This is a genomic window from Indolivaga capnocytophagoides, from assembly GCF_036511535.1.
Taxonomy (GTDB): Bacteria; Bacteroidota; Bacteroidia; order Bacteroidales; family Dysgonomonadaceae; genus Dysgonomonas_A; species Dysgonomonas_A capnocytophagoides.
On the sequence record NZ_AP028867.1, the window covers coordinates 4,713,625 to 4,733,982 of the forward strand.

At 38.8% G+C, this 20,358-nt stretch carries 18 protein-coding genes; 13 read left to right on the forward strand and 5 right to left on the reverse strand.

What is annotated here, in order from left to right; genetic code table 11:
* The first annotated feature begins 50 nt into the window (after nucleotides 1-50).
* The 4 genes from AABJ51_RS19045 to AABJ51_RS19060 all read left to right on the forward strand — a co-directional run bounded on the left by AABJ51_RS19045 (nucleotide 51) and on the right by AABJ51_RS19060 (nucleotide 5,121).
* Nucleotides 51-1,487, forward strand: coding sequence for a TldD/PmbA family protein (locus AABJ51_RS19045; RefSeq protein ID WP_338373832.1), 1,437 nt, complete (start codon nucleotides 51-53; stop codon nucleotides 1,485-1,487).
* Nucleotides 1,488-1,653: 166 nt separating this feature from the next.
* On the forward strand, nucleotides 1,654-2,361 hold the full coding sequence (locus AABJ51_RS19050; RefSeq protein ID WP_338373833.1) for a DUF5020 family protein: 708 nt from the start codon (nucleotides 1,654-1,656) through the stop codon (nucleotides 2,359-2,361).
* 60 nt (nucleotides 2,362-2,421) lie between these two features.
* Nucleotides 2,422-3,738: an NCS2 family permease gene (locus AABJ51_RS19055; RefSeq protein ID WP_026626319.1), complete on the forward strand. Its 1,317-nt coding sequence runs from the start codon at nucleotides 2,422-2,424 to the stop codon at nucleotides 3,736-3,738.
* A gap of 51 nt (nucleotides 3,739-3,789) precedes the next feature.
* Nucleotides 3,790-5,121 carry a TldD/PmbA family protein gene (locus tag AABJ51_RS19060; protein WP_338373834.1) on the forward strand — a complete coding sequence of 444 codons (1,332 nt, stop codon included), beginning with the start codon at nucleotides 3,790-3,792 and terminating at the stop codon, nucleotides 5,119-5,121.
* Between the two features lie 53 nt (nucleotides 5,122-5,174).
* Here AABJ51_RS19060 and AABJ51_RS19065 read toward each other — a convergent pair whose 3' ends face one another.
* From AABJ51_RS19065 to AABJ51_RS19075, 3 genes are all read right to left on the reverse strand, one after another.
* Nucleotides 5,175-6,329, reverse strand: a complete 1,155-nt coding sequence (locus AABJ51_RS19065; RefSeq protein ID WP_338373835.1) for a PepSY-associated TM helix domain-containing protein — start codon at nucleotides 6,327-6,329, stop codon at nucleotides 5,175-5,177.
* Between the two features lie 20 nt (nucleotides 6,330-6,349).
* Nucleotides 6,350-8,710, reverse strand: coding sequence for a TonB-dependent siderophore receptor (locus AABJ51_RS19070; protein WP_321577316.1), 2,361 nt, complete (start codon nucleotides 8,708-8,710; stop codon nucleotides 6,350-6,352).
* 338 nt (nucleotides 8,711-9,048) lie between these two features.
* Nucleotides 9,049-9,615: a terminase small subunit-like protein gene (locus AABJ51_RS19075; protein ID WP_338373836.1), complete on the reverse strand. Its 567-nt coding sequence runs from the start codon at nucleotides 9,613-9,615 to the stop codon at nucleotides 9,049-9,051.
* A 208-nt stretch (nucleotides 9,616-9,823) separates the two neighbouring features.
* Between AABJ51_RS19075 and AABJ51_RS19080 the strand changes: the two genes are divergently transcribed.
* The 6 genes from AABJ51_RS19080 to AABJ51_RS19105 all read left to right on the forward strand — a co-directional run bounded on the left by AABJ51_RS19080 (nucleotide 9,824) and on the right by AABJ51_RS19105 (nucleotide 14,499).
* Complete coding sequence (locus AABJ51_RS19080) at nucleotides 9,824-10,549, forward strand: YebC/PmpR family DNA-binding transcriptional regulator (RefSeq protein ID WP_134435904.1); 726 nt, start codon at nucleotides 9,824-9,826, stop codon at nucleotides 10,547-10,549.
* A gap of 205 nt (nucleotides 10,550-10,754) precedes the next feature.
* Nucleotides 10,755-11,144, forward strand: a complete 390-nt coding sequence (locus AABJ51_RS19085) for a hypothetical protein (protein ID WP_338373837.1) — start codon at nucleotides 10,755-10,757, stop codon at nucleotides 11,142-11,144.
* Entirely contained in the window at nucleotides 11,144-12,061 is a 918-nt protein-coding gene (locus tag AABJ51_RS19090; RefSeq protein WP_338373838.1) for an FAD:protein FMN transferase, read from the forward strand. The genes AABJ51_RS19085 and AABJ51_RS19090 overlap by 1 nt, the downstream gene beginning before the upstream one ends.
* Before the next feature lie 5 nt (nucleotides 12,062-12,066).
* On the forward strand, nucleotides 12,067-13,080 hold the full coding sequence (locus tag AABJ51_RS19095; protein WP_338373839.1) for an RnfC family protein: 1,014 nt from the start codon (nucleotides 12,067-12,069) through the stop codon (nucleotides 13,078-13,080).
* On the forward strand, nucleotides 13,037-13,357 hold the full coding sequence (locus AABJ51_RS19100; protein WP_338373840.1) for a 4Fe-4S dicluster domain-containing protein: 321 nt from the start codon (nucleotides 13,037-13,039) through the stop codon (nucleotides 13,355-13,357). Before AABJ51_RS19095 ends, AABJ51_RS19100 begins: the two co-directional genes overlap by 44 nt.
* Before the next feature lie 38 nt (nucleotides 13,358-13,395).
* Nucleotides 13,396-14,499: an RnfABCDGE type electron transport complex subunit D gene (locus AABJ51_RS19105; RefSeq protein ID WP_338373841.1), complete on the forward strand. Its 1,104-nt coding sequence runs from the start codon at nucleotides 13,396-13,398 to the stop codon at nucleotides 14,497-14,499.
* A gap of 69 nt (nucleotides 14,500-14,568) precedes the next feature.
* On the opposite strand, the gene AABJ51_RS19110 is transcribed toward AABJ51_RS19105, so the two are convergent.
* Both AABJ51_RS19110 and spt read right to left on the reverse strand, forming a co-directional pair.
* Complete coding sequence (locus tag AABJ51_RS19110) at nucleotides 14,569-15,870, reverse strand: T9SS type B sorting domain-containing protein (RefSeq protein WP_338373842.1); 1,302 nt, start codon at nucleotides 15,868-15,870, stop codon at nucleotides 14,569-14,571.
* A 147-nt stretch (nucleotides 15,871-16,017) separates the two neighbouring features.
* On the reverse strand, nucleotides 16,018-17,229 hold the full coding sequence (spt, locus tag AABJ51_RS19115; RefSeq protein ID WP_338373843.1) for a serine palmitoyltransferase: 1,212 nt from the start codon (nucleotides 17,227-17,229) through the stop codon (nucleotides 16,018-16,020).
* Nucleotides 17,230-17,538: 309 nt separating this feature from the next.
* Between spt and AABJ51_RS19120 the strand changes: the two genes are divergently transcribed.
* Genes AABJ51_RS19120 through AABJ51_RS19130 form a run of 3 tightly spaced genes read left to right on the forward strand, consistent with a single transcriptional unit; the run spans nucleotide 17,539 to nucleotide 20,296 of the window.
* The gene (locus tag AABJ51_RS19120; protein WP_338373844.1) at nucleotides 17,539-18,468 is read left to right on the forward strand and encodes a murein hydrolase activator EnvC family protein; all 930 of its coding nucleotides are present in this window, start codon (nucleotides 17,539-17,541) and stop codon (nucleotides 18,466-18,468) included.
* Nucleotides 18,469-18,475: 7 nt separating this feature from the next.
* The gene (locus AABJ51_RS19125; protein WP_338373845.1) at nucleotides 18,476-19,621 is read left to right on the forward strand and encodes a 1-deoxy-D-xylulose-5-phosphate reductoisomerase; all 1,146 of its coding nucleotides are present in this window, start codon (nucleotides 18,476-18,478) and stop codon (nucleotides 19,619-19,621) included.
* Between the two features lie 15 nt (nucleotides 19,622-19,636).
* Nucleotides 19,637-20,296 (forward strand): RDD family protein, encoded by a 660-nt coding sequence (locus AABJ51_RS19130; RefSeq protein ID WP_338373846.1) that lies wholly within the window; start codon nucleotides 19,637-19,639, stop codon nucleotides 20,294-20,296.
* The last annotated feature ends 62 nt before the right edge of the window (nucleotides 20,297-20,358 follow it).

A 20,358-nucleotide genomic window follows, 5' to 3' on the forward strand; every position in this document is an offset into this window, starting at 1 on the left:
TTAAGATATAGAAAAAATACATTAATTTTACATTTTGAAAATATTAATGCATGATACATTATTCTGCGGCTACAAATATAAGCGATATTTTGGCCCATTTTCGAGTTTCGACAGAAGATCTACAAAAAGTATTGAACGAAGCCTTATCTAAAGGCGGTGACTATGCCGACCTATTCTTTGAACATACCATAAATAGTAATATCGCTCTCCGTGACGGAGAAGTGAACAGAGCATCCTCTAATATCGATTATGGAGTAGGAGTACGTGTGGTAGTCGGAGATCAGACCGGATATGCTTACGTTGAGAATACTACCTTGAAAGATATGCTTAGGGCGGCACAAACAGCGGCAGGCATAGCCCACTTGCAGAAAGACAGCCCTTCGGTAAAAATAGATAATAAAGAATTTAAGAATTATTATAAGATTCAAAAATCGTGGGAAGAAGTATCTGTTGAAGACAAAAAGGGCTTCATCGAAAAACTCAATACCCGAATTTTTGAACTGGATAAACGGGTTATAAAAACCTCGGTAAGCCTTTCTAATTCTACATCATATATCCTCTTCTTTAATTCCGAAGGTGTTTTGTCATGGGATTATCGACCTATGGCTATTATGTATGGAAGCTGTACGATGGAGCAGGATGGCAAGATCGAAAGTGGCTCTGCATCACGGGCTTTCCGAAAAGGGTTTGAATTTGTAAATGACGAGCTGATAGAAACTTTGGCTCAAGAAGCTGTGACTCAAACATCATTGATGTTTCAGGCTATTAAACCCAAAGGTGGTGAGATGCCGGTGGTTATGGGTGCAGGTAGTTCCGGTATATTATTGCACGAAGCTATCGGACATGCTTTCGAAGCTGATTTTAACAGAAAGAACGTCTCTATATTTTCCGACTTGTTAGGTAAAAAGATCTGTAATGCTGATATCAATGTTGTTGATGACGGAACTGTTGAATTTGCCCGTGGATCGATCAATTTTGATGATGAGGGTATTGAAAGCCAGCGGACATATATAGTCCGTGAGGGGGTGCTGGAAAGTTATCTGCACGACCGTATAAGTGCCCGCTATTATAATGTGAAACCAACCGGAAACGGACGCAGGCAATCGTTCAGATATGCTCCTATGCCCCGTATGCGTGTGACATATATGGAATCCGGAACTTCGAGGGAAGAAGACATGATCGCACAGGTAAAGCAGGGAGTGTATGTCGATAATTTCAGTAATGGGCAAGTTCAGATTGGTGCAGGAGATTTTACGTTCTTTGTAAAGACCGGTTATCTTATTGAGAATGGAAAACTGACTCAGCCAATAAAAGATATCAATATAATAGGTAACGGCCCCAAAGCTTTAGGCTACATTACAATGGTGGGCAATAACCTGAAGGTAGATGAAAGTGCCTGGACGTGCGGAAAAGATGGACAAAGTGTTCCTGTTGGGCAGGGGCTGCCTTCGGTATTGATAAGTAAATTGACCGTTGGAGGAGTGTAAGTCCTTCTCCTTTTTATATACCCTGTTTTGATCTAATACTAAGCTAAAGGTAGTATTTCATGATATACACTTAGTTTATAACAGTTTTTTGTTGTTTTACTTATCAAAATAAATAGGTCTGAGACCTTAAGTATATTTATATAATTAATTATTATTTAATAAAGCCGTGAAAAAAAACATTTTGTCTTTCTTTGTCCTGCTTTCTACGGTAGGAATGTATGCTCAGGAAATTCAGCTGCACTTCGATCCCCGCCATGCTTTGCACAGCGATGTTGCTCCCCGCAATTATTTTACCGCAACCTTTCAGATGTTTAAACCCGACAAATGGGGTTCTACTTTTGCTTTTATTGATCTGGACTTTAATCAAAGCCGTGGAAATATCGGACTTGCTTATATGGAAATCTACAGAAACTTTAAAATAGGAAACTCACCTATTATGCCTCACCTCGAATATAATGGAGGAACAGCCCGAGGAGGAAATAACTCCGGATTCTCCATCCCGAACGCTTATCTGGCAGGAGCTTCTTTTGTGCATTCATTCGGTAAGATCAATATTGAAACTTATCTGGCTTATAAATACAATGCTTTTAATAAAGTGAGCAACGATGTCCAATGGACAGGTATCTGGAATGCTAACTTCTGCAATGATAAATTGACTGTGACCGGATTTATAGATGTCTGGACAGAAAACAAAAACCGTGATAAGAGCGGAGGTAAAAAGAAAGTGATCTTGTTGACCGAACCTCAGTTTTGGTACAATGTAGACAAGCATCTTGCCTTCGGTAGTGAGATAGAGATCTCTAATAATTTCTATTCAAACTATGATAATAAATTGTATATATGTCCTACCATTGCCGGAAAATGGACATTCTAAGGATGTATAATTTTGATAATTTGTTTATTTCTAAAAACTTACTGTTACTAAATAACCATCATGTTTGAGAAAATATTTAAACTAAAAGAGAATAATACTACAGTCCGTAAGGAAATCGTGGCGGGTATTATTACATTTCTTACAATGTCATATATCCTTATTGTGAATCCCAATATATTAAGTACAACAGGGATGGATAAAGGTGCTTTATTTACTGCCACAGCATTGGCTACTATTTTGGCAACCTTATTTATGGCATTTTTTACCAACCTGCCTGTGGCACAAGCTCCGGGTATGGGATTGAATACTTTCTTTGCTTTTACCGTGGTACTTACAATGGGGTATAAATGGGAGTTTGCTCTAACTGCGGTATTTATAGAGGGTATTATATTTATATTACTTACTTTCTTTAATGTACGCGAGCTAATAGTAAAAAGTTTGCCACGAGTTTTGAAAGAAGCTATACCCGTCGGTATCGGACTATTCATAACACTCATCGGCCTGAAAAGTGCGGGTATAGTAGTTGGTAATGATGCCACACTTCTGGCTATTGGCGATTTTTCTACGGAACATGTTTGGATTGCATTGTTAGGGCTTTTGGTTACAGGAGTTCTTCTTGCTCTCAACGTAAATGGCGCTATACTTATAGGTATCCTTGCTTCGGCAGGTTTTGGTGTGATTTTGGGTGAAGTACATCTGCCTGAGGGTAGTTGGGTAAGTCTGCCTCCTTCTATCGCTCCTATATTTATGAAATTCGATTGGGCTGATGTGTTCACCTTCGATATGGTTATTGTGGTCTTTACCTTCTTATTTGTAAACTTGTTCGACACGGTAGGAACTCTTATCGGAGTGGTATCTAAAGCCGGATTTACAGATGAAGATGGAAATTTTCCTCAGATAAAAAAAGCTTTATTTGCTGATGCATTAGGTACTACCTTTGGAGCTATGTTAGGTACTAGTACAATAACATCATATGTCGAAAGTGCCTCGGGTGTAGCTGCCGGAGGTAGAACCGGACTAACATCTGTAAGTACTGCCGGTATGTTTGTATTGGCTTTGTTTTTAGCTCCTATGTTTTCGATGATTCCTGCTTCAGCAACAGCCCCTGCGTTGATAATCGTAGGTTTGTTTATGTTTACCGCAGTAGCAAAGATCAATTTTAATGATATGACCGAAGCGATACCTGCATTTATTACTCTCATATTTATGCCATTTACGTATAGTATTGCTCAGGGTATAGTGTTCGGTATTATAAGCTATTGTCTGTTGAAAATATTCACAGGACGTTTCAAAGATATTACTGTTACGGTATATGTAATGACTGCTCTATTTTTGGTAAAATTGGTATTGGATTCGATCCATATTTTTCAGAAATAAGGTCTCAGACCTATTTATAAAACACTCCACAGCGAAAATTCTTACGATATAATGAAATTAATATCAGATAACAATAAAGATATAGCCCAATGGGCAATGGATACAGCTCTGAAAAACGGTTGCTCGGCAGCTCGGGTATCGGTAACTGTATCAACAAACAGTTCGTTTGAATATAGGAATACTCAATTGGATAAACTGCACCAGAGTTCCGAAAATAAGCTGTATCTGGAATTGTATGTCGATGGCAGATATGGAACATTTTCAACTAACCGTTTGGATAAAGACGAGTTGAATGGTTTCATACAAGAGGCTGTTGCATCTACCCGGTTTCTTGCTGCCGATACATTTCGTCAGTTACCTGATGTTGCGAGGTATTACAAGAGAAAGAGTTCGGATGATCTGAGATTGTTCGACAACTCTTTCTTTGATTATACTGTTGAGCAAAAATTGGCATTGGCTCAGTCTACCGTTGAGGAGATAATAGGAACTGATCCTCGGATTGTATCGGTAGTCGGCAGTTATGACGATGGATGCGGAGCAGAATATATGATCGCTAGCAATGGTTTTGAAGGAGAAATACAGGATTCTGTTTTCAGTCTGACCGCCGAAGTTGCATTGAAAACGGATGGAGATGCCCGTCCCGAATCATATTGGTATGACAGCAAGCTGTTTTGGCAGGATCTGGAGAAATCGGGTATTGCCCGAAAAGCCATGCAACGAGCTTTGCAAAAGATCGGACAAACGAAGATCAAATCAGGACGCTATAATATGCTGCTCGATAATACAATCTCATCGAGGGTATTATCTCCGCTCGTTTCAGCTATGTACGGAAGTGCACTTCAGCAGAAGAACTCCTTTTTGTTAAACAAGCTGGGTACGAAGATTACTTCAGATAAACTGATATTAAAAGACAATCCACACATGCCATGCACATTCGGTTCTCGCTGGTATGATGGTGAAGGTATCGCTACTTTTGATCAGACCCTGATCGATAAAGGCGTTTTGAGTACCTACTTTATTGATACTTACAACAGCGGTAAGCTAAACATGAAACCGACTGTTGCATCTCCTTCTGTATTGACATTGGATCATGGAGCACATGACTGGAATCAGCTGATGAGAATAATGAATAACGGTATTTGGGTTACCGGCTTTAATGGTGGAAATACAAATTCTACAACCGGTGATTTCTCTTTCGGAGTAGAAGGTTTCCTTATCGAAAACGGGAGCCTGTCCAAACCGCTCAGTGAAATGAATATTACAGGTAATATTCTCGATCTGTGGTCTAATCTGGTTGAGGTAGGAAATGATCCGCTATCAAATAATTCATCACGACAAATACCTTCTTTACTGTTTGAGAATGTCAGCTTTAGCGGACTGTAATAAAATAAAGAACGGTAATATTTTATGTGTTACCGTTCTTATTTCCTAAATTATCATTTTTTCTTCTTCTTTTTCTTCAACCAAAGGATAAGTCCTGTTATGGGTAGACTTGCAACAATAAGACTCGTGAAAAACACGATGATTCTGCCTGGTAATCCGGCTATGGCTCCCACATGAATATCGTAAGTCATACGGTAGAATTTGTCACCTGCATCCGAATCTTCGTATTTGATGCCATACAATCCTCCACCCTCGAGTTCTTTTAACGATGTCTGATCAAAGAATCTGAAATGGCGTTTGTAGTATGTCTCGTTATTATCCGCCGGATTGAAGCATACTCTGAAAGCATCCGCTTTTTTTGCAGGAAAATCAAACATAAATGATCCTTCTTTTCCGATTGGATATTCCGCTGCCATTTTCTGCCAGAGTCTTTCACTTTGATTGGAGTCTGTGGCAATCAGGGTAGTATCTGATTCTGCAGCTTTCCATTCGTTGAACTCTTTTCCCCCAGATATTACGGCGTAATATGATTTGGAGAACCATTCGAAACTCCATGTCAGTCCTGTAAGAGCAATAGCCAAGGCTACAAGTGCGGCATAAAAACCGAGTACATTGTGCAGATCATATACAAAACGAAACGAGTCACTCTTTCGCTTTATAGTCAATCTGGGCTTCAAAGCTTTCTTACTCCATCTTTTAGGAATCCATAATACGATACCTGTTATAGTAACGATAACGAATACCAGAATACCCCATCCCACAATCTGATGTCCTATCGGATAGGGTAGCCATAAGCTGCGGTGTCCGGCAAGAACGATTCTGAAAAAATCATCATTCAAGGCTTGTTGAGTAATATAGGCACCATCATAAGGGTTCAGCAGAAGTATGGTATATCCGTTTTCATAATGGTTGTAAGCGACCATGGCGGCTTTGTCCTTTTTTCCGTATGTAACCCCGTAAATAGCATTGCTGCTATCTGCCGGACTTACGTATACATAGGTTTTAGCTTTATCTCTAAGCTGGTCGGGGGATAAGAACGGCTTGCTTTGTTCTTCCACATACAGTCCGGGCTGAAATACTCCCCGTATTTCTTCCTGAAAAGCATAGATGCAACCGGTTATAGCAACAATAAATACGATGATACCCGAAATAAGCCCAAGCCAAAGATGGAGGTAATAACTTATTCGCCGGAATGAGAGTTTTGCCATTTTCTAGTTTCTTAAAATTTTCAGAAATTATACGTAATATTGAATTTGTAATTGACCGGAGATTCTGTCTGCCAGTAATATGCAGCTGTTTTACCGATAGTATATGGAGTACCCGAGTATAGATATTTATCAAATACATTATTTATAAAGAGATTTACCGCCAGCTTTCCATTTGTCCATCCTGCACCTGCGTCTACTCTGAAATAATCGGGCAGCTCTTGTACATCTCCCACATTGGCAGCCCACCATGATGTACGATCTATCATAGAAGTGCATCCAGCCTGAACACTGAAACCTCTAAGGACAGGAGTCTGAAATTTATATACGAGATTGGCATTGATAGTATGTTTGGCTCCACCCGGAAGACTACTGCCCTTTTTGTATTCAGAAGAACTTTTGGTCACTTCCGATTCATTGTAAGCATAGTTTGCTACAATGTTCAATCCCTGAAAGATTTCTCCTTGTACATCAAATTCGATACCTTGGTCACGTGTTTGACCTACTTCAACAACGTAAGGTTCGCCGGCTGCATTATTCGGGTCTGATGCCAATAGGTTGTTTTTGATGATCCGGTATACAGATAATGTTGTATTTAGTTTTCCACCAAACCATAGTTTTTTGGCTCCTACTTCCATATTGTTTCCGGTAATAGGTTTGATTCCCTTACCATCTCTGCGGACACCGTTCTGGGGAACGAAAGTTTTGTCGTATAGTGCATATACCGATGAATTTTCGTCAAACGAATAGCTTAGTCCTACACGGGGAGTGAATTGTCTCTTACTTATAATAGTACCGTACGAATTACTCTTTACATATGTGTATCTTCCGGCAAGGGTCAGTCTCAGCTTTTCATCCAGAAATCCCAGTTCATCCTGAACATATGCACTAGTGTAAGTTTCTGTAATTTGAGGACCTCCCGAACGCTCTTTTATGCTTTTGCTGCGGTCGAATTCCGGATAACCTAATACAGGTTTTCCATTATTCGGATTGTATATGTTGAATGAGCCTATTGTATCCAAAGGTACTGATTGAGACCAGTCAGCCCAATATTCTTTATTACCCGTATCAAGTCCTGCAAGAATACGGTGTCTTACTATTCCGGTATTGAATTTACCATTTACAAAGACCTGTCCGAACTTCATTTGATTGACAGCATCCCATATAGAAGCGGTACGTCGAACATATCCTGCATCATTAATGGAGTCGATCCACATAGAACTACCTTTCTGGTTGTAGCTGAAGTAAGCACCTTGTGCTGTAAGTTTCCAGTTCGGGTCGAAATTGTGTTGCAGATTAACGATAAAGGTGTGGTCGTCTATTTTAGTTGGTTCCATCCCTGAAGCCAGAGGAGTGAAATTACGTGCAAGAGATTCATATCCTTTTGTAGAGAAACTGTAATAAGATCCTACATTAGACATTTCTACATGTTGTAATGTATATTGTGCAGTAAGCCGTGTATTGTCATCTACAACATAAGTAATAACCGGAGCAATGCTATATCGGTTGTTGTATTCGTTCTTACGGAATGAGTTCTTCATTTGTCCCATCAGGTTCAAACGGTAAAGCAATTTCCCTTTTTGATCTAGCTTTCCGTCCAAGTCTACACTGGCTCTGTACAAGTCGTAACTTCCGAAAGTAAGAGATGCTTGTCCCTTGGTTTGTCCCGAAGGCTTTTTGGTTACAACATTGTATATTCCCGTAGGGTCTCCGTTCGACATCATAAATCCGGCAGGACCTTTTACAAATTCAACCGATTCAACAAAGCTTAAATCTTCAGTCAGAGGTCCCCAAGTGGATGTAATATTCATCCCCTCGCGAAAAGCAGCTGCACGTCCACCTCTCACATTGATACGTGTATATAGGTCGCCCCAGTGTTCCTGGCGGGTTGCCCCGCTCACATTGCGCACTATCCCGTCACTCATACTAAGTATCTGTTGGCTTGCTATGATTGAACTGCTCACTACCTGTATATTCTGAGGAACTTCAACCAATGGTTCATCCAATCGAATGCTGTTAGCCGGATATTTAGTAACATAGCTGTTAGCGGAAGCCGATACGACTACTTCGCTAAGAGACTGGCTGGATGATTCCAGTGTGATTAGACCAAGATCGATTGTTTCGTCATCTACGGTCAGCGAAATGTTTTTTGATTCGTAATTAATAAGGCTGGCAATCAGCGTATATTGTCTGGGTTTTACATTTCGGAGAGTAAAGGCGCCACTACTGTTGGTGGTGGTTCCCTGATTCGTTCCATCAATTCTTATTGTCACATATTCGAGGTTGTGACCTGCATTATTTCTTATGATTCCTTTTATATTTCCTGCGATAGAATTTGCAGCTATCAGTAAAAAGAATAATCCTGTGAGTAAAAATGATTTCATCTTTTGTAATAAGTATAGTAAGTATTTAATAATGTATTAAACAAAGTGATAACCTCCTGCAGTTGATATGACTGGGGAGTCAATAAACAGATTTGATACCTTAATGAAAAATCATGCAAATTAATTCTAATATAGTAGAATTTGCAATCGCATATAGTTGTGATATTACAGGTAAAAAATCACTATTACTGATGAGTCTTTCTTTCTGTTTTAAGGTCTGCAATTTTCTATTATCATTCTTATATATAAAAAGGTAACAAAAGTTACTCCAAATTTGCACATTTTTTATTGTCACTTTGTTTTCAAATTGTCTTATTATCACATTGGAACATTATCACCTATCCCAATGACGGATCATAAGCATTACTGTCGGAGTCCGTATCGGCGGCGGCATACTTCTTCTCGATTTGTCGGCACCTTTCTCTTTTTTCTTCTGCGGTACCGGGGAACCGTAGTAATTCAATCTGCTCGGCTGCCTCTTGGTTTTGTACTATAATTTCCCACGATTGCGGCATATTTTCTACTTTTTCTTCTACTTCACCCTCTTTAGCCATCGCCATTTTCAACGTTTTTTCGTCTGCTGAATATTCTTTCATGGTTACCGTTTTTCCGGTCAGATATATTTCACCGTACTCATCTACTGCATATTTATAACGGGTGGTAGTTACGGTATAGCCATGCTCTAATCTTTGTTTAAGAATTTTTCGGGCTTTTTGAGCGAGCCTTTCGTCACGACCTGCACGGGCATCATCTATCATTTCCTTGAAATCGGAATGATTCCGTGCCCACTGATAAAATGTTTTACGGCTGATGTTGTGCATCGCACAGATTTCACCTAAAGTATATTCATCCTGTTCTATTGCGTCTGCTATTTTCTTTCCTAGTTGTTCTGTATATTTTGCCATAATTGTAGAGTGTTTTTCCTTATAGATAAAATGCTCCGATTGTCCTTGGGGGAGGGTATAAGCGATTGTTTCTCGGGGCGAAACATTTCTTGCCTGTTAATCATTTTCTATTTCGAGTGTTTGCTTATCAGAATAGTTTTATGTATTTGTGTTTTTTTATACTTTTGTATCTAAAGAAAAATTTCAAATAAATATACATAAATAGATTATGGGAAGAGCGTTCGAATACCGTAAAGCAACGAAAATGAAACGTTGGGGTAATATGGCCCGTGTGTTTACTAAATTAGGAAAACAAATAACAATTGCAGTAAAAGAAGGTGGCCCTGATCCGGATACGAATCCTCGTTTGCGTGTCTTAGAGCAACAGGCTAAGAAAGAAAACATGCCCAAAGAAAACGTTGAGCGTGCCATTAAAAAAGCAATATCAAAAGACGAATCAGATTATAAAGAAGTTGTATATGAAGGATACGGTCCTTACGGTATAGCTATCGTTGTCGAAACCGCTACCGATAATCCTACCCGTACTGTGGCAAATGTCCGCAGTTACTTTAATAAGCACAATGGATCACTGGGAACTTCGGGCAGCCTCGAATTTCTTTTCGATCATAAATGTGTGTTTAAGGTAGCAGCAAAAGAAGGAGTATCGCTGGATGATCTCGAACTGGAAGTGATCGACTGTGGTGTGGATGAAATAGACTTCGATGAAGAAGAAAATGAAGTTGTTCTTTACGGTGAATTTAAATCTTATTCTGATATTCAAAAATATCTAGAAGAGAACGGATTCGAAATTCATAGTGCCGAATTTGAACGTATTCCACACGAACTGAAAGAAGTGACCGAAGAACAACGAGTTCTTCTTAACAAACTTCTTGATAAATTCGAAGATGATGAGGATGTACAGAATGTATTCCATAATCTGGCTCCGGAAGAATGATATTTTAGATATATAGATGGGTATAATATCCAAAAGGTCTTATTTTATATTAAATAAGACCTTTTTTGATTTGTTTATGTTAAAATAATATGCAGATTGTTGATTAAATAGATAAATTTATATTTGGAAATATGTTTACTTGTAAATTTGTGTACTGATAGTTCAATAATAAAAAGGTCTGAGACCTTAATCCACAGAAAGGAATATGACAACTCTAAAAAAAATAATTTTATTCTTGTTTGGTATTGTGCTTGTCGTTTTTGGAAATAAAGCGGCAATAAATACAATCTTCGGGGAAGAAGATAAACCCGATGTGCAGGAAAAATCAGCAGACGATAATGATATTTCGAAAGCTGAACCGGTCATTATAGACGAAGACTCTGTTGCAGTACCGGTTGCAGACGAAAAGCTATTATCGGAAAAGGTCAAACCTGAGGCTGAGAAGCCAAAGGCTCAGAAAGAAGATCCGAAATCAAAAGTTCAGCCGAAAGAAAAGGTGGAAAAAGCGAAAGAGGTAAAGAAAGAAGAAGTTAAAGAAGCTCCTAAAACAACGATTGAATCTGATAACTCGGAATCAGCAACCGCAACGGAATAATGCTTGTATATAAAGCTCAGGTACGCAAACTTTTTCATGCTCACATCAAAATAAAGATACCCGTTTTTTGTGATGAAGGGTTGTTTGATGAGTTTTTTGCCGTCTTGGAAAAGGTCGATAAGAATTACAATTCTTACAGCGAAGGCTCTTTTTTCGACTCAATCAACAAGCATGCCGGAGAATTTGTAGATGTTGATTCCGAAACTATTCATATTCTGAATGAGATACTTTATTTGTCCCGCTTATTCGATGGAGAGTATGATATTACCGTAATGCCTTTGATTCGGCTATGGGGATTTTATAAAGATGAAGAACGGGTTGTACCTTCTAAAGAGCAGATTGAAGAAGCAAAGCATTTGGTTGATTACCGTAAAATAGAAATCCGTGATTCACAGGTTAAGATTGCTAAAGGACAGGAAATCATAACCGGATCGTTTATGAAATCTTATGCGGTTGATAAACTGGCACAAAAAATAAAAAACGCAGGCATCACAGATGCTATTATCAATGCCGGAGGAAGTACCATCAGGGCTATCAATAACAAAGTGCATCCCGAATGGAATATCGACGTGAAAAATACGATAGGGGAAGAAGATTTGTTTAAGCTGAGGTTATCGAATGCTGCTTATTCAACATCCGCGCAAAATAAAATCTTTGTGGAAATTGAGGGTCTGCAGTATGGGCATATATTAAGTCCCGTGTCGGGATTTCCTTCTGCAAATAAACAGGTTGGCATAATATCCGAAAGCTGTTTTGTCGGCGATATTATTTCTACCGGATTGTTTAATCAATCACCTCAGGGATTTAAAGAAAAAATGGATCTTTTACAAGAAAAATATGAAGTATCAGGTTTCCTTGTAGATCACGATAATAATATAACTTTTACGGAAAATTTCCGTGAAAATATAAGGCAGTAAACGTTATGATGCATATTTTTTCGATGAAGAGACAAACCAAAAAGAGAGCAATAGAGACTATCGATGATGCTCCGGTTTTGTATCTTTCATTGTCACAACATATCGGAAAACCTTCCGAACCAATTGTCAGCGTAGGAGACAGAGTGAGAAAATATCAACTTTTAGCTCAGGCTTCGGGGATTATGTCTGCCAATGTACATGCGCCCGTTTCGGGTGTAATTAAGTCAATCAAAAAGCATCCTTTGGCAGATGGAACTGTTGTTGATATGATTGTTCTGGAGAATGATTTTATGAATGATCAGATAGATATTCCCGTTGTAGATTCCAGTAATCTGACCGAAGATCAGATTGTGGAAAAAATCAAAGAAGCCGGTATAGTAGGAGAGGGAGGAGCTCAGTTTCCGACTCATGTCAAGTATGTGCTGCAAGGGCATAAGATAGATACTTTTATAATCAACGGAACTGAATGTGAACCTTATCTTACTTCGGATTATATCCTGATGAAGGAGCGTGCTACTGAACTCTTCAAAGGAATATTGATTATCAATAAGGTGCTCAAAGCATCCGATATTGTATTATCGATAGAAGAGCAGAATAAAGACCTGCTATCGGTGTTTACACCTCTGCTGAACAGTGCCGAATACAAACAGATAAGGGTAAAGATATTACCGAATGAGTATCCTCAGGGAGGAGAATTGCAACTGATAAAATCGGTTACAGGCAAGGAATTACCCAGAGGTGTACTACCTCGTGATAACGGAATTATTGTAAGTAATGCAGGCACCGTTTATTCAGTTTATAAATCTGTAGTCGAGCAAAAACCTTTGGTCGAAAGAATTATAACTATTTCGGGTGAAGAGTCGAAGCGGATAGGTAATTTGGAAGTACTTATCGGAACTCCTATTTCTCATATTTTGCAGTCTCAGGGTTTACCCGGCATTCCCGATGAGGATATTCTCGTTCTGGGGGGGGCCTATGATGGGCAAGAACGTTGTGGATATTTCCGCTCCGATAACTAAAGGTTCGTCGGGCGTATTGTTATTCAAAAAGAAGAGAATCAAAAGAAACAACTGTATTTCTTGCGGTTATTGTGTGGATGTTTGCCCGATGCACCTGATGCCTATGAAGTTCGAAGAGAATTACCGTAAAGGTAGATACTCTCAACTCGAAAAATACAGCCTCAGTCAATGTATCGAATGTGCTGCATGCGAATATATTTGTCCGAGTGATGTGCCGTTGATTGAGAGCATAAAGTTGGGTAAACAGAAATTGATAAGTACTCAGCATCCTGCATAACTGAAAAATGATCATTAAAATTTCTATCATTTAAGAAAATGTCAATAAAAACAATCAATAGATCCGAACCCATATATACCCCGTTTGTAAGAGCTAGAGATAGTGTTTGGGAAGTAATGTCTGATGTACTGCTGGCTTTAGTTCCATGTGCAGTTATATCTTATTTTGCCTATGGCGAAGCACCTTTTCTGGTGATGTTTATTGCGGTAATCAGTGCTGTTGTTGCAGAACTACTCTTCGCTTCGTTCTTTTTGAAGAAAAAAGATACCTTAAAAGACGGTTCAGCTATCGTGACAGCTATTCTGCTTACATTTACATTGGCTCCTTTTACCCCTTGGTATATTGTTGCTTTCGGGGCGGCTATGGCTGTTATCTTCGGAAAAATCCTTTGGGGTGGGTTAGGTCGTAATATTTTTAATCCGGCATTGGTCGGACGTGAATTTATGACTGTATTTTTTCCTGCGGTTATGACTTCGGGCAGTATCTGGTATAATAAGGATTATGTAAATTTTAAAGATCTGAATATTTTCAATGCATTTGGAGATAGCGGCCTAATCACTTATCTGAATTCCTTATTCTTCAAATCTTCCGGAGCAATCGGCGAATATTCTGTTATTCTCCTGATTGTGGGAGGTGTATATTTATTGATTCGCAGACGTATTTCATGGCATATACCTTTTGCGCTGTTAGTTACCTTTTTTGTATTGTTGCAAGTATTTGCATCCGAAAATATACGCTTTTCAGTCGGAGGTCTTTTGTTGGGTACGATTTTTATGGCTACCGATATGCCTTCAAGCGCTTCTACGAAAGGTGGTAAACTGTTTTATGGTGCGATGATCGGTTTAGTTGCTATACTGTGTCTGCTTAATGATATCAGACACGAATACATGTCATACTCTATTTTATTGGTTAATGCTTTTGTTGTGCCGATCAACTCCGTATTTAAACCGACAGTATGGGGTAAAAAGACAAATGTATTGTCTATATTGAAATCAGCTACATTGATTACCGCAGCGATACTCACTGCTACTTATGCTTTGGTTTATCTGCATCATATTGATTGTGTGAGATATCTGATATTCGCCTATATTGTGTTTATTATATGCCGTTTTTGTTTTGTGACGATGAAAGAGATTAAGTAAGTCTGATTTTAATCTGCAAGATTAGCTGACCCACAGGGCTGTCGCAAGCTTACAAAAAGGTCTGAGACCTCACTTACTTCGAAGAACATTTATATCTCCGCCTTTCTTATACTTTTTTCCATCCGAACCTTCGGCTGTGATAACGTAAAAGTAAACCCCGGTAGAAACATAGCTGCCTTTGTATTTACCATCCCATCCTTTAGATGGGTCTGTCCATTCGTATATTTTATTTCCCCAACGATTGAAAATTGAACATTTAAACTTGACCAGCGACTTATAATATACTCTGAACTCCTTGATTGTTTCTCCATTTTGTCCCGGTGAGAAATAATTGGGTATTTCGAGTTTCGATTCATCTATGCTGAAATTGACGCTGGTAGTATCAGGGCATGATGATGACCGATTGGCTACTTCCAGTATGATCTTGTATTCGCCCGATTCCCGAAATGTATAAGATATATTTTTGTCTGTATATCTGGCTACTAAGTCATTTGGATTTTTTAGATTGTATATGAACCATGTATAATATAATGTCGCAGGTTCGTTTGCATATCCATAGAATTTAATTTCTGCAGGAGCTGATCCGCCCAACTCGTCGGATACTTCATTATCGGTATTTACCGATGTTTGTTCCGTTTCTATATATCCTTTGACTGCAATAGCTGTGTATGTGTTGCTTTCCAACTTGATGGCCTGTCCAAAATGTTTAGCAAACTGATCGCCCGATATCGTGAATTTAGTATCTGTCAGAGGTGCATCTACCGGTAAATCCGATCCGATCGCTATCGATTCGGTTTTGTTAGTTATCGGGGTGAATTCTTTCGTTGAAGCATCCAGTGTTTCGTATTCCAAATCGTACAGTCGGGTTATTTGCAGTATTTTTCCGGCAGGTGTATTGAAGTACAGGTTGTCGTTTTTATTTATCTGAAGTTTTATCGAACTGCATTTGTCTTCTCCCTCCGACACTTCTATACTGTTAAGCTGTGGTATATGTAGGCTGTAGTCAATTATACCAACTATTTCAGTCGTGTTTCCATTGGTTTCCGCAATGTATCCTTTTCCGTCTTCGAGGTTTTTAATCGTGTAGATAGTTTGGTTATTGCTGTTAGTCCATGTTATATCTGATGTAGGTATAGGTTGTTTATCTGAAAGGCTGCCCGTATATTTATAGAAAGCTACAACATTGGAGCTGTTGGTCGAATAAGTAAGTGTCGCTCCTGTCAGTTTATTAAAAACATATATATGTTTGATGTCGGTTCCCGATAAATTGGAAGTATAATCAAATACAGTATTTCCGGACGGTACCGAAAACTGAGCAGACATATTTTCGGCTAATAAAGCAAGCAGGCAGACAATAACTATTCTAATCATATTTAAAGATATTGAATAAAAATAAATAACCCCTATTTCTTTTCAGAAAATAGGGGCTAACTTAAGGTCTTAGACCTATTTATAGCTTAAGCAAGTAATAACCTTTACAGAAAGTTAAGATTCTGGATGTGTCATTAAATACCTGTTTTATGCTTTTTCTACATTCTCAGTAAGGACCCCCATTTTGCGGAAAATCCGTCCGATCTTATCCAATGCAATATCTACTTGCTCTTTTGTATGTGTAGCCATCAATGAAAATCTGATCAGTGTATCTTTAGGCGCAACAGCTGGAGATACAACCGGATTAACAAATATGCCTTCTTCGAAAAGAGTACGTGTGATAATAAATGTTTTTTCGTTATCTCTGATAAACAGAGGTATGATCGGGCTTGATGTGTGACCGATTTCACAACCTAAAGAGCGGAATCCATCTAATGCATAGTTGGTTATTTCCCAAAGGTGCGCTACACGTTCAGGCTCTGATATCAGGATATCAAGTGCAGCATTGGCTGCGGCTGTTGCTCCGGGTGTGATACTTGCACTGAATATATAAGGACGTGAATTGTGACGAAGATAGTCTATAATCGCTTCTTCGGCAGCGATAAAACCACCGATAGATGCAAGGGATTTACTGAATGTCCCCATGATCATATCCATTTTGTCAGTTAATCCAAAATAATCATGAACTCCTTTTCCGTTGAAGTTTTTACCAAAAACGCCAAGTCCATGAGCTTCGTCAATCATGATATTGGCATTGTATTTTTCAGATAGTTTTACTATTTCTGGTAGGTTGATAACATCACCTTCCATACTGAATACTCCATCTACCACGATCAGTTTCACCTTATCCGGCTCACATTTTTGAAGTTGTTTTTCTAACGACTCCATATCATTGTGACGGAATTTCAGTTTATTCGATAATGACGCTCTGTTTCCTTCAATAATAGAAGCGTGATCCAATTCGTCCCAGATAATATAATCTTCGCGTCCGGTAACACAACCTACAACACCCTGATTAACATTAAATCCGGTAGAATATACCAAAGCATCTTCTTTTCCGACAAATGCGGCCAGTTTTCTTTCCAGCTCGACATGTATGTCTAAAGTTCCATTGAGAAAACGAGAACCGGCCATTCCTGTCCCATATTTCTTGATAGCTTCTATGGAAGCTTCTTTTACTTTCGGATGGTTGGTTAATCCTAAGTAGGCATTGGACCCAAACATCAGGACTTTTTTTCCGTTTATAACAACTTCTGTATCCTGATCACTTTGGATTTCTCTGAAATAAGGATAGATACCTGCGGCGCGAGCATTGCGTGCTGCATCATACCGATATAGTTTCTCGCTTAAAAGACTCATACTTAATTTATAATAAATAAGATATATTAATTATAACTACTTTATCCGATGCAAGCACCCAAAAAAGCAGGCTGCAAAAATAACTAAAAAATAATTAAAGAAAGGTTTTTGTCCAATTTATTTTAGAGAGCCCGATCTTATTACCCTCAAATTATGTTTCTTTAAAGAATATAGTGAATATCAAATTCGTTAACTTTATTTCTTTTATTAAATTTGCAATTCTGAATAAATCTCATTTGTTGTATGTGTTTTTGTAACAAACGGGAATAAGATAATAAAAAAGCAGAGTATTATCGCTTAAAATATTGAATGGCAAAGAGAAAAGATAAAAACCGACATAGCTTCTGGAAACGGATGCATTTCAAATACCGCCTGTCTATTCTGAATGAGAATACATTGGAGGAAGTTTGGAAGCTTCGGGTTTCGATGTTTAATGGTATTATGTTATATCTGACATCTTTGTTCATATTGATGGTTGTGTCTTCTGTTATTATTATATCTACTCCATTGAGAAATTATTTACCGGGATATCTTGATTCCGAAATCAGGGAACAGGCTATTAAAACCGCAATGCAGGTAGATTCTCTCGAGCAGCAACAACATTATCAGGAGGCTTATTTACAGAATATAAAAGATATATTTGCCGGTAAAGTACAACCCGAATCGAAGAATAAAGTAGATACTGTACGCATTGCCGAAGATGATAAATCTCTGAAAAGTACAAGCCGGGAAAAAAAATACAGGCAGGACTATGAAGAGACTGAAAAATATAACCTGTCGTCTATTTCGACCAGCGATCAGGCTCCAACCGAGGGAGTTACTTTCTTTCGTCCGGTGAGAGGTGTTGTAACAAGTCATTTCAATGCGTCCTTGCACCGGTACGGTTTGCAAATAGCCGCAGCCAGTGATAATATAGTTGCTACGCTCGAAGGGGTTGTTGTATTCGCAGGCTATGACCCCGATGCAGGATATATCCTTCAGTTGCAGCACAAGAATGGCTTTATATCCGTATATAAAGGGGTTTCAATGTTATTGAAAAAAACAGGGGATAAAGTCCGTACAGGAGAGGCTATTGCCATAGTAAGCCGTGAAAGCGGAGATGTGGAGAGCAATAAAAACAAAAAGGATAAAGGAAACAAAGAAAATATAACCGCAGCGACAGACCGTAAACATGTTTTGCAGTTTGAGTTGTGGTACAAAGGTAGTCCGGTTAATCCCGAACTATATATATCATTCTAAAAGTACAATGAAACGAAAACTCGCAATATTAGGATCAACAGGATCAATCGGAACTCAGGCTCTCGATGTTGTCCGTGAACATCCTGATAAGTTTGAAGTATATGCCATAACAGCAAATAACAGTCTGGATCTCTTGATCAGGCAGGCTCGGGAGTTTCAACCCGAAATTGTTGTTATTGCCAATGATGATAAATATATAGCCTTGAAAGAGGCTTTGTCTGATCTGCCTATAAAAGTATGGGGGGGGGCAGACTCTATTTCGCAAGTAGTGCAAGACGAATCTATCGATATCGTACTTACCGCTATGGTGGGTTATTCGGGGCTGGCTCCTACTATCAGTGCCATTAAAGCGAAAAAAACAATTGCCTTGGCCAATAAAGAGACATTGGTTGTAGCCGGAGAGCTCATCACTTCTTTGGCTATGGAATACCGTGTGCCTATATTGCCGGTCGATTCCGAGCATTCTGCCATATTCCAGTGTTTGAACGGTGAGAATAGTCCCATCGAGAAGATATTGCTGACGGCATCGGGAGGCCCTTTCCGTACATATTCGCCAGAACAATTACAGAGAGTGACAAAAGCTCAGGCCTTAAAACATCCCAATTGGGATATGGGAGCTAAAATCACAATCGATTCGGCTACTATGATGAATAAAGGCTTTGAGATGATAGAAGCGAAATGGCTGTTCGGGGTGACTCCTGCTCAGGTAGAAGTGGTAGTTCATCCTCAATCCATTATTCACTCGATGGTACAATTCGAAGATTCTTCTATTATCGCCCAGCTGGGTATGCCCGATATGAGATTGCCGATACAATATGCATTTGCCTATCCTAACCGCTTAAAATCGAATTTCGAAAGGCTGGATATCTTTAAACTGGCAACAATGACTTTCGAACCAGCCGATATGACGCGTTTCCGTAATCTTGCATTTGCATTCGAAGCGGCAAATGTTGGAGGCAATATGCCTTGTATTGTTAATGCGGCGAATGAAATCGTGGTAGATGCCTTCTTGAAAGATAAAGTGGGTTTTCTTGAAATGAGTGATATTATCGAGAAAACTATGCAAAAGACAACATTTATCAATAAACCTGCATACGAAGACTATGTTGCTTCTAATGACGAAGCCAGAGACATAGCATTATCTTTAATTTGATAAGCCGCTAAAACTATGAATGAACAAAAGAATTGTATTCAGGAACAAATGATACAGGTTTCGAAGTCTTCCAGACTTGTGTCTGCATTTGTAGATTATCTGCCGATGATGTGTATTTCTATTATAGCAAATGCCATTGCGATGAAGATGTTTCAGAATGAGTTTGATATGAACTCATATATGGGAAGTACAGCTCATATGTCGGAAGAAGAGTCTTTAATGTTGATGAGGCAAATGTTCAGCGGTTTGTCTGTCATGCTGCTGCCACTTTCCATTGCTTGTGGTGTTGGTTATACTTATTTCCTTTGCAAAGACTTTTTCGGGGGGAGGAGTATTGGTAAACGGCTTCATAAGTATCAGTTGATACGTTTGGATGGAGGACAGGTGTCTTATCTTCGGATGGTTGTACGGAACTTATTTCTGGTTATCTGGCCTGTAGAATTTATCTTGTATATGGCTAATTCGGGGCAGCGTCTTGGAGATATTCTCTGTAAAACGACAGTTGTTCCTGCTACTGAAGAAAACAAACAGCCGATAGATATACAGAAACTTATAACAGCTATAGCATTGGTTGCTGTTTTTTGTACCGCGATATCGTATCTGTATTATCAGGGATTGATGATTTTCTTTAGTTGGTATTCCTTATTTATCGAAAATATGATCCTGAGGATGTGAGATATAAGCAGATATTAATTATTAATAGAAAAGAATTTTTTTAATAACAACAAGTACTTAAT

Excerpts from the sequence above, each read along its gene's own strand:
- AABJ51_RS19045 (WP_338373832.1), top strand. The coding sequence starts at position 51 with ATGATACATTATTCTGCGGCTACAAATATAAGCGATATTTTGGCCCAT.
- AABJ51_RS19055 (WP_026626319.1), top strand. The coding sequence starts at position 2,422 with ATGTTTGAGAAAATATTTAAACTAAAAGAGAATAATACTACAGTCCGT.
- AABJ51_RS19060 (WP_338373834.1), top strand. The coding sequence starts at position 3,790 with ATGAAATTAATATCAGATAACAATAAAGATATAGCCCAATGGGCAATG.
- AABJ51_RS19065 (WP_338373835.1), bottom strand. The coding sequence starts at position 6,329 with ATGGCAAAACTCTCATTCCGGCGAATAAGTTATTACCTCCATCTTTGG.
- AABJ51_RS19070 (WP_321577316.1), bottom strand. The coding sequence starts at position 8,710 with ATGAAATCATTTTTACTCACAGGATTATTCTTTTTACTGATAGCTGCA.
- AABJ51_RS19075 (WP_338373836.1), bottom strand. The coding sequence starts at position 9,615 with ATGGCAAAATATACAGAACAACTAGGAAAGAAAATAGCAGACGCAATA.
- AABJ51_RS19080 (WP_134435904.1), top strand. The coding sequence starts at position 9,824 with ATGGGAAGAGCGTTCGAATACCGTAAAGCAACGAAAATGAAACGTTGG.
- AABJ51_RS19085 (WP_338373837.1), top strand. The coding sequence starts at position 10,755 with ATGACAACTCTAAAAAAAATAATTTTATTCTTGTTTGGTATTGTGCTT.
- AABJ51_RS19090 (WP_338373838.1), top strand. The coding sequence starts at position 11,144 with ATGCTTGTATATAAAGCTCAGGTACGCAAACTTTTTCATGCTCACATC.
- AABJ51_RS19095 (WP_338373839.1), top strand. The coding sequence starts at position 12,067 with ATGATGCATATTTTTTCGATGAAGAGACAAACCAAAAAGAGAGCAATA.
- AABJ51_RS19100 (WP_338373840.1), top strand. The coding sequence starts at position 13,037 with ATGATGGGCAAGAACGTTGTGGATATTTCCGCTCCGATAACTAAAGGT.
- AABJ51_RS19105 (WP_338373841.1), top strand. The coding sequence starts at position 13,396 with ATGTCAATAAAAACAATCAATAGATCCGAACCCATATATACCCCGTTT.
- AABJ51_RS19110 (WP_338373842.1), bottom strand. The coding sequence starts at position 15,870 with ATGATTAGAATAGTTATTGTCTGCCTGCTTGCTTTATTAGCCGAAAAT.
- spt (WP_338373843.1), bottom strand. The coding sequence starts at position 17,229 with ATGAGTCTTTTAAGCGAGAAACTATATCGGTATGATGCAGCACGCAAT.
- AABJ51_RS19120 (WP_338373844.1), top strand. The coding sequence starts at position 17,539 with ATGGCAAAGAGAAAAGATAAAAACCGACATAGCTTCTGGAAACGGATG.
- AABJ51_RS19125 (WP_338373845.1), top strand. The coding sequence starts at position 18,476 with ATGAAACGAAAACTCGCAATATTAGGATCAACAGGATCAATCGGAACT.
- AABJ51_RS19130 (WP_338373846.1), top strand. The coding sequence starts at position 19,637 with ATGAATGAACAAAAGAATTGTATTCAGGAACAAATGATACAGGTTTCG.